Genomic DNA, 9278 nt, shown 5'->3' on the forward strand with positions numbered 1-9278 from the left:
AGCTCCTTTTTTTGTCAGTCCATAAACCTGTACATCGGGTTAGCTGAGAGCCAAACCACGACCTCACCCCCGGCCCTCTCCAATCAAGTTGGAGAGGGGAGAAAAGCCGCGCCCAATGGGGCTTGATTCGAAACTTTTTTTCGGCCAAACCCACGACCCGGTTGACACCTGCCGCACAATCATGGTACAGTTTCGGTAGAGTACCGGAACGATACCGGCATTGTTTTAGACCTTTGGTGGAACTAGATTTATGACCACTTTCGACCCAACATCCGACGATCCATCTGAAGTCAGCATTTACGACGTCGCCAAAGCGGCAGGCGTTTCGGTCTCCACCGTCTCGCGCGTGCTGAACGACAAGCCCGACGTCGCCAAAAAGACGCGCGCACGCGTCCAGCGGGTGATCAACGAGCTTGGGTATATCCCCTACGTGCAGACGATCCAACAGAACACCAGCCGCACCAATACCATCGCGCTGCTCTACCCGCTGCAAACGCAGTCGCGCCTGGAAATGACCGACATCGAGCTGGATTTCATGCTCGGCGTCTCGACGGCTGCCGGGGAAGCGAACTACGCACTCAATTTGATGACACGCGACATTGACGAGACGGAACTGTTAGAGCTGTATCGCAGCGGACAAGTGCGCGGCGTGATACTGATGGAAACGTCGCTGGATGACTGGCGCGTTCGGCTGCTGCGGCAAAACGGGTACCCGTTCGTCATGATCGGGCGCTGCGCGAACAACGACGGGCTGAGCTTCATCGACATCGACCTGGAAGCGGCGGTCGTCGAGGCGTTCGATCACCTGATCGGGCTGGGACACCGCGAGATCGGGTTCATGGCGTTCCCCAAGGGCGTGTACCAGCGCGAGCAAACATCCGCCGAACTGATGCTTTCCGGCTACCAGCGCGCGATTCAAAAATATGACCTGCCGACTTATATGCGGCACGTGGACTTCGGCACGCAGTTCGCCTACGAAGCCACCTGCGACCTGCTGCGCGAAGCGCCCGGCCTGACGGCGATGGTGATGGCCTACGGCGCGACGGTGGCGGGACTCACCCGCGCGTTACAAGAACACGGCAAATCCGTGCCGGACAATTTCTCCGTCGTCGGCGTCGCCTCGGGCAAGATCGCCAGCCTGACGCACCCGGCCCTCAGTTCCAGCGATTTCCCCTTCCAGAGCGTCGGCTACCAGGCCGCCAACATGCTGATCGACAACCTATCCAGGAGCAGGCCGGGCGTGCAGCAGATTCTCGTCCCGCCGCAGCTCACTCTCCGTGAGACCACAGGCCCCATTCCCTGATCGAGAGGAGGTGGAAGCAAGCACGCTCGCCAACGGCCTGAACAGATTAGATCCGCCACCTTCCAAAATACACTGCTTTACGCTATGAGGAGACTATCATGAAATCCTATAAAAAAGCCGCACTGATGCTCGTCATCGTCGTCCTGGCGATCGCAACCGCTGTGCCCGCGATGGCGCAGAGCGACGAGCCGATCAAGCTCGTCGTGTGGGACTTCAAGTCGGGCGAGGCCGCGTTCAGCCCGTACACCGAGGCCGTCGCGGAGCGCTTCCACGAAGCGTACCCGAACATCACCGTCGAAGTGGTGCCGCAGCCGAACGACCAGTACTACACGATCCTGGGCACGGCGATCAACGCGGGCGAAGGCCCGGACCTGGCGCTGTTCAACGGCGGTGCGGCGATCAAAGACCGCGTCGAGGCGCTGCTGCCGCTGACCGATGCCGTGGCCGACATTTACGATAATTACGCCGGTTGGGACGCGTTCTCGGTGGACGGTGAAGTCTATGCCGTGCCGCTGACGATGCAGGGCTTCGTGACCTACTACAACAAGGAACTGTACACCGAAGCCGGCCTCGATCCTGACGTGCCGCCGACCACCTGGGACGAACTGATCGCCAACTGCGACGCGATCATGAGCAACACCGACGCCAACTGCTTCGCGCTGGGCAACCAGGAAGGGCTGGGCATCGAGTTCTTCTTCAGCACCGCGATGGCGGGCCTGCTGACCCCGGATCGTTACGACGCGTTCCTGAACGGCGAAATCGGCTGGGACGACCCCGCGCTGTTCGAAGCCATGGACCTGTGGCGCCAGACGGCGGAATGGGGCTGGTATCCTGAAGGCGCGAACTCCACGCCCATGTTCGTGGACTCGTTCGAATCGTTCATGCGCGGCGACGCGGCGCACGTTTTGGGCCTGACCTCGGACATCGCGCACTGGAAAGACTTCGAAGACTTCCTCGGCGCGGAGAACGTCGGCTCGTTCCTGCCCGTGATCATCAATCCGGAAGTGACCGAGCAGGTTCTGCCCATCGACGGCGGCATCGGCTACGGCGTGACCGCCTGGACCGAGCACCCCAAAGAGGCGATGGAACTCGCCAAGTTCATGCTCGAATCGGACAACCTGTACGTGCTGTTCGAATCGGCGGGCGCGATGGTGTCCGACAAGATGTTTGACACCTCGGTGCTCGATTCGCCCAACGCCACGCAGATCATCGAGTGGATCGGCTGCTGCAGCCGCGGCGCGACGTCCATCGCCGTGCCGACCGCCCCGCGCGAAGAAATGAAGCGTCAGGGCCAGCTGCTGCTCGGCGGCGACACCACCACCGAAGACGCGGTCGCGGCTATTCTGGCGGCCACCGAAGAATAAACAGGCTGTAGACCTTCGAACAAGCCCTTTCGCCGGGGCGTCCCGGTCAGGGTCACTACCCGGCGAGAGGGCTTTCTTATCTCACACGAGCGAGGACAGCCGCATGACAAGCAACCTACTCGACCCTTCCATCCCCCAGGCGCGCAGCGCACGGTGGCAGTTCTGGCACCAGCGCGAGCCGGAGCAGTACATGGGCTACCTGTTCGCCCTGCCCGCCGTGCTGATCATCGTCGTCTTCCGGCTGTACCCGCTGGTCAGCGGCGCGCAGTATTCGCTGACGGACTGGAACGGCATCGGGGAAGCGCATTACATCGGGCTGGACAATTACGAGCGCCTGCTTCACGATCAGGTCTTCCGCGACACCATGCTCAACGCGCTGAAGCTGATCGTCACCCTGCCGATCTGGGTCATCTTCCCGATGGTGCTGGCGATCCTCATTCACCAGGGCGTGCCGGGCGGCGGCTTCTTCCGGGCGGCGTACTTCTTCCCGGCGGTGCTGTCGTCGGTGATCATCGGCTCCATTTTCAACCTGTTCCTGCGCTATGACGGCTCGTTCAATAACATGTTGGGACACCTGGGCATTCCGGCGGTGGATTGGCTGAGCGACAGCAAGATCGCGCTGTTCACCGTGATCGCGGTGGAGATCTGGGCTACGTTCGGCATCAACGTGCTGATCTTCCTGTCCGGCCTATCGACCGTGCCGGACGAGCTGATCGACGCGGCGAAGGTGGACGGCGCAAACCTGTTCCAGACGGTCGTGCGCGTCATTATTCCCGTGCTGCGCCCGATTACCGAGTTCGTCTCGGTGGCGACGATCATCGGCATGCTGACCAGCATGTTCGGCCTGATCTACGTCATGACCAGCGGCGGCCCCGGCACGGCGACTTATTTGCCCGAATATTTGATCTGGTTCCAACAGGGGCGGCTCAACGAACCGGCCTACGCGGCGGCCACCAGCATGGTGCTGTTCGTCTTCATGTCGATCGTGGCGCTGTTCGAGATCCGGCTGATGTCGCGCGGGAGTGATATGTAATGATAGCAACGCGGCGGGTACGGCCTGACAAAGCAGCCATGTGGCTGCTCGCGCTCCCGATGGGGCTGATCGCGCTTTCGACTATTTATCCCATCTTCTTCACGATCAACATCGCGGCCAAGACGCGCAAAGAATACATTCTGGACCGCTTCGCCATTTCGCACACGTTCTACTGGGAGAACTTCTCGTCGGCGTGGGAACAATCGCACATGCAGGATTATTTCCTGAACTCGGTCATCACGACCGCGGGCGCGGTGTTCCTGCTGCTGCTGGTCAGCTCGCTGGCGGGCTATGCCTTCGGCTGCATGCGGTTCAAGGGGCGGCGGCTGCTGTTTTACCTGTGCCTGATCGGGCTGATGGTCCCGGTGCAGGTGATCCTGGTGCCGTTCTACAAGCTGATCCTGGACCTGCACCTGCTCAACAAACACGCCGGGCTGATCCTCTCGTACACGGCGTTCTTCCTGCCCTTCTGCACGTACCTAATGACGTCCTTTTACGCGGGGATCCCACGCGAGATCATCGAATCGGCCAAGCTGGACGGCGCGTCGCTGTGGATGGTGTACCTGCGCATCATTTTGCCGATGGGCAAACCCGCACTGCTGTCGCTGGGCATTCTGAATACGCTCTACTGCTGGAACGACGTGCTGATTTCGCTGCTGGTGATGCAGGAGCGCGACAAACGCACGCTGATGGTGGGCGTGACGTCGCTGCGCGGCGAATTTTCGACCAACGTGCCGCAGTTCGCAGCGGGCGTGATCCTGAGCGTGCTGCCGGTGATCGTGGTCTTCCTGATCTTCCAGCGGCAGATCGCCAAAGGCATCACGGTCGGCGCGGTCAAGGGTTAGCGCGGACGAACAAGATCGGTTCAGCAGGGGCGACGTCCCTGCTGTTTTTGCGCCCAAAACAGGGACACACGCCACGAGTTGAGGACACGATGCAGTCAAAGTATTTCGTCGAGCAAGTGCTAGAAGCAAACCTGGATAATGACCGGCTGCTACAATTTTGCGCCGTCGAAGATGCCCGGCTGGACGGCACGGACGCCGTGTTCACGGTGGCGCTGTGCGAGCGATCCGGGGGGCGCACGCTGCGCAAACAGCCCGCGAACGTGCGCGGCACGCTGCGCGTGCGCTGCTACGGCGATCAGGTGATCCGGCTGCGGCTGGCGCTGGACAATGCGCCGTTTGCGAACGAAAGCCCCATGCTGGAATGGGACCCGGCGCTCCAGCCGGTCCAGGTAGCGCTCAACCGCCACGGGGACACGTATACGCTGACGACGAACGGACAGATGCGCTTCAGCGTGGGCAGGGGCAGTTTCGCGCCGGTCCTTGTGCCGGACGGCTGCACGCGGGTGCAGGTTCAGGACCAGGATCACTTCGAGGAATCGCTGCGCGACGCGCTACCGGGACTCGTCGTGCAGCGGGGCGACGGCACGATCAGCACGGGGTTTGCGGTGCAGATCGCGCCGGACGAGCACTTCTGCGGGACCGGGGAGCGCTTCGACCGGCTGGACCTGTATGGCCGCCGGATCGACCTCGTGAACGACGACGCGCGAGGCGTGAACAATTCGCGGGCCTATAAAAACGTGCCGTTCTGCATGAGTTCGCGGGGATACGGGCTGTTTGTGCATTCGACGGCCAAGATGCGGCTGGACATCGGCGCGCACTCGCACCGCTCGCTGCAGTGGATTCTGAACGACACGGCCATCGACCTGTTCTGCGTCGGCGGGAGGGGTCTGGGCGACGTGCTGCGCAATTACCAGCGCATCACCGGCAGCCCGCGCATGCCGTCGCTGTGGTCGTTCGGCACGTGGATGAGCCGCATGACGTATCTTTCGGACGAGCAGGTGACGGGCATCGCGCAGCGCCTGCGCGACGAGCAGTATCCGATGGACGTGCTGCACCTGGACACGGGCTGGTTCGCGGAAGACTGGAAGTGCGACTGGCGGTTTTCGGACACGAGCTTCCCCAACCCGCCGGACTTTTTCCAGCGCATGCTGGACCAGGGCTTCCACGTCTCGCTGTGGCAGTACCCGTACATCAACCGCGACGTGAGCCTGTCGAAGACGGCGTTCGCCAACCGCTACATCGGCCAGCCGACGACCGAAACGCCGGACGTGGTCGGCGGGGATTCGGTCGGCTCGCAGACATGGGGCGACACGCTCGACTTCACCAATCCCGCCGCGACGGAATGGTACAAAGACCTGCTGCGCGGCGTGCTGAAACAGGGCGCGGCGGCGATCAAGGCCGACTTTGGCGAGAACATCAACGAGCAGGCGATTTACCGCGCCATCGATCCGCAGATGTACCGCAACCTGTACGCCCTGCTTTACCAGCGGGCCGTGTGGGACGTGACGGAAGAAGTCAACGGCAACCGCATCATCTGGGCGCGGTCAAGCTGGGCGGGCAGCCAGCGCTACCCGGTGCACTGGGGCGGCGACGCCGCGTGCAGCTTCGACGCGCTGGCGACGTCGATCTGGGGCGGGCTGCAACTGGGCCTGTCGGGCTTCGCGTTCTGGAGCCATGACGTCGGCGGGTTCCACGGCGTGCTGGACTTTATGAACGACAAGCCGAGCGAACAGCTTTATCTGCGCTGGACGCAGGTGGGCGTGTTTACCTCGCACATGCGTTATCACGGCACGACACCGCGCGAGCCATGGGAGTATCCCGGCGTGGCGGACGCGGTGCGCCAGTGGCTGCGGCTGCGGTATGCGCTGCTGCCGTACATCCTGGCCGAGTCGGAGAAGTGCTGCGCGAACGGGCTGCCCATGCTGCGCGCGCTGCCACTGGAATGGAACGACGACCCGGTGGTGTGGTCGATTCAAGACGAGTACCTGTTTGGGGATGCGTTCCTGGTGTGCCCGGTGCTCAACGCGCAGGACACGCGCGACATCTATCTGCCCGAAGGCGACTGGGTGGACTTCTGGACGGGCGAGGCGATCACCGGCCCGGCCTGGCGGCGGGGGGTGCACGTGCCGCTGGACCACATGCCGATTTACGTGCGGCGTGGGGCGCGGGTTCCGTTTGCGGAGCCGGTGCAGCATACGGGCGAACTGGACGGCGCGCGACGCTTCGAGATCACGTTCGATGAGACGTATACCGGGCTGGACGCGTCCGAACTGGGACGGTATATCACGCTGTAGTCGTGAGGTGAACGCGACCAGAGCGCGTCATGCGCTCCTGCCCCCCATCCCCTGGCCCCTTCCCCCACGCAAGCGGAGGGAAGGGGAAGCCACCCGCGCAAAACAGGGTCTCGTGGGGGAAAAACGGGCGGGGCAAGCCCCGCCCCTACGGATCATGGGGACAGTGGACAAGCGAGAAATCAGTTTTCTCATCTAAAAGTCTCTAGACACCAATACAGGACGTCGCAGACATGGATCACTGGGAAAATTTCTGGAAAGAGACCTGGGAACGGACCCGCGCGCGGCATGAAGCGTGGTGGAATCACGAGGGCTTCGTGCTGCACGTCACTGCGCCCGCCGACCATCCGCGCCTGCCGGTGCCGTCGCCCAAGTGGCTGCTGCAATCGGGCATCGACACGGACTATCCGCTGACCGGGAACGAGCCGGTGTCGGAGGAAGACGCGTGGCTGAACCCGGAGCGCCGCGCGGCGCTGGCCGAACTGGCGATGGCGCGCACGTATTACGGCGCGGAGGCGTTCCCCTTCTTCGATACGCACATCGGGCCGGGCAGCGTCGGGATGTTCCTGGGCGCGGTGGTCGAGTTCGCGGACAGCACGGTGTGGTATCACCCCTGCCTGGAAGGTCCGGCGACGGACGCGCCGCACTACGCCTTCGACCCGCAGAACGACTGGTTCCTGAAGCACAAGGCGCTGATCGAAGCGGGGTTGGCTCGCCGTGACGGGCGTTACCTGATCGGGATGCCGGACCTGATCGAAAACGTCGATACGCTGTCGGCGCTGCGCGGCGCGACGACGTTCATGATCGACCTGCTGGAAGAACCGGAATGGGTCGAGGAAAAGGTCGCGGAGATCAATCAGGTGTTCTTCGACTCGTTCGACGCGCTCTACGACCTGATCAAAGATCCGTGGGGCGGCAACGCGTTCAGCGCATTCAACATCTGGGGACCGGGCAAGACGGCCAAGATTCAGTGCGACCTGGGCGCGATGATCTCGCCGCGCATGTACAAGCGCTTCGTGATCCCGGCGCTGGAAGAACAGGCGAACTGGCTGGATTATTCGATGTTCCACCTGGACGGCACGCAGGCGATGGTGCACCTGGACAGCCTGCTCGCCATCGAGAACCTGGACGCGATCGAGTGGACGCCGCAAGCGGGCAAACCGGGCGGCGGCGATCCCTGCTGGTGGGAGATGTATCACCGCATCCTGGACGCGGGCAAGAGCGTGCAGGCGGTGTACATGACGCCGCCGGACGTAATCCCCATGCTCGAAGAATTCGGGCCGAAAGGCCTGTACATGATGGTCGAGGCACGGACTGAGGCGGAAGCGCGCGCGCTGGAAGAGGCAGTCGAGGCGTATCGTTAGCAGCCAGCGGCGGGGAAAGACCAGTCGTTAGTCGTTAGTTTTTAGTTGTTAGTCAAGAACAAAGGCAAGGGCAGACCTCACCCCCAGCCCCTTTCCCCACGCAAGCGGAGGGAAGGGGAGGCCACCCCAGGGAAAAACGGGCGGGTTGCATGCTCTTTAACCTTTAGGTCCGGACAAAACCAGGGCGGGTTTGAAACCCGCCCCTACAGAGCTTGGGGCAACGAGCGAGGACGAAAGTTGTTTTCTCGCGCGAAAAGTGCATAGCATGCTCCAGCTCGGCACAGCGGGCGGTTCGTTGAGAATCGCCCGTTTATGTTTGCCGTCCCGTCCCTATTTTGCGGCGGGGTGCGGTATAGTGTTGCAGCAGCGTTCGATCGATGCGCTGACCAAAGACATTTGACACGCGATAGTCCCTTGAGGAGGGAGACCTATGAACACCGCCCTGCTGTTAGTGGACATTCAGAACGATTATTTCCCCGGCGGCAAGATGGCGCTGGTCGGGAGTGAGACGGCGGGCGAGGTCGCCGGGCGGCTGCTGGCGTTCTTCCGCGCGCACGACCTGCCGCTGGTGCACATCCAGCACATCGGCATCCGGCCCAGCGCGACGTTCTTTCTGCCGGGCACGGAAGGCGCGGAGATTCACGCCTCGGTCAAGCCGCTGGAGGGCGAGATGGTGATCGAAAAACACTGGCCTAACAGCTTCCGTGAGACGCCGCTGCTGGACCATCTGCACGGGCTGGGGATCGAGCGGCTGGTGATCGCGGGCATGATGACGCACATGTGCGTCGATGCGGCAACGCGCGCGGCGGTCGATTACGGGTTCGAGTGCTGGGTGGCTCAGGACGCCTGCGCGACGCGGAACATGGCGCTGGGCGATCAGACCGTCGCGGCACACGACGTTCACATCGCGTTCCTGGCCGCGCTGAACAGCGCCTACGGCAAGGTGATGCCTGCCGAGATGATCATGAAAACGCTCGAAGAAGCGCTGCCCGCCGCCGCCGGATAGGGCCACCAGAGCCTGTTATGAACTTCTAGCCCCCCATCCCCTGGCCCCTTCCCCCACGCAAGCGGAGGGAAG

Annotated in this window: 7 protein-coding genes; all 7 read left to right on the plus strand. The window is 62.6% G+C overall.

Annotated features, from left to right (window positions below; translation table 11 throughout):
- The first annotated feature begins 250 nt into the window (after window positions 1–250).
- The 7 genes from V7116_RS24270 to V7116_RS24300 all read left to right on the plus strand — a co-directional run bounded on the left by V7116_RS24270 (window position 251) and on the right by V7116_RS24300 (window position 9206).
- Window positions 251–1303 (plus strand): LacI family DNA-binding transcriptional regulator, encoded by a 1053-nt coding sequence (locus tag V7116_RS24270; protein ID WP_324394580.1) that lies wholly within the window; start codon window positions 251–253, stop codon window positions 1301–1303.
- A gap of 98 nt (window positions 1304–1401) precedes the next feature.
- Complete coding sequence (locus tag V7116_RS24275) at window positions 1402–2667, plus strand: ABC transporter substrate-binding protein (RefSeq protein WP_324394581.1); 1266 nt, start codon at window positions 1402–1404, stop codon at window positions 2665–2667.
- Between the two features lie 103 nt (window positions 2668–2770).
- Window positions 2771–3700 (plus strand): carbohydrate ABC transporter permease, encoded by a 930-nt coding sequence (locus V7116_RS24280; protein WP_324394582.1) that lies wholly within the window; start codon window positions 2771–2773, stop codon window positions 3698–3700.
- Window positions 3700–4545, plus strand: a complete 846-nt coding sequence (locus V7116_RS24285) for a carbohydrate ABC transporter permease (protein WP_324394583.1) — start codon at window positions 3700–3702, stop codon at window positions 4543–4545. The genes V7116_RS24280 and V7116_RS24285 overlap by 1 nt, the downstream gene beginning before the upstream one ends.
- Window positions 4546–4634: 89 nt before the next feature.
- Window positions 4635–6839 (plus strand): glycoside hydrolase family 31 protein, encoded by a 2205-nt coding sequence (locus V7116_RS24290; RefSeq protein WP_324394584.1) that lies wholly within the window; start codon window positions 4635–4637, stop codon window positions 6837–6839.
- A gap of 230 nt (window positions 6840–7069) precedes the next feature.
- Window positions 7070–8200, plus strand: a complete 1131-nt coding sequence (locus V7116_RS24295) for a hypothetical protein (protein ID WP_324394585.1) — start codon at window positions 7070–7072, stop codon at window positions 8198–8200.
- 430 nt (window positions 8201–8630) lie between these two features.
- Window positions 8631–9206 carry a cysteine hydrolase family protein gene (locus V7116_RS24300; protein WP_324394586.1) on the plus strand — a complete coding sequence of 192 codons (576 nt, stop codon included), beginning with the start codon at window positions 8631–8633 and terminating at the stop codon, window positions 9204–9206.
- The last annotated feature ends 72 nt before the right edge of the window (window positions 9207–9278 follow it).

The organism is Aggregatilinea sp. (assembly GCF_036822615.1).
Classification (GTDB): domain Bacteria; phylum Chloroflexota; class Anaerolineae; order Aggregatilineales; family Aggregatilineaceae; genus Aggregatilinea.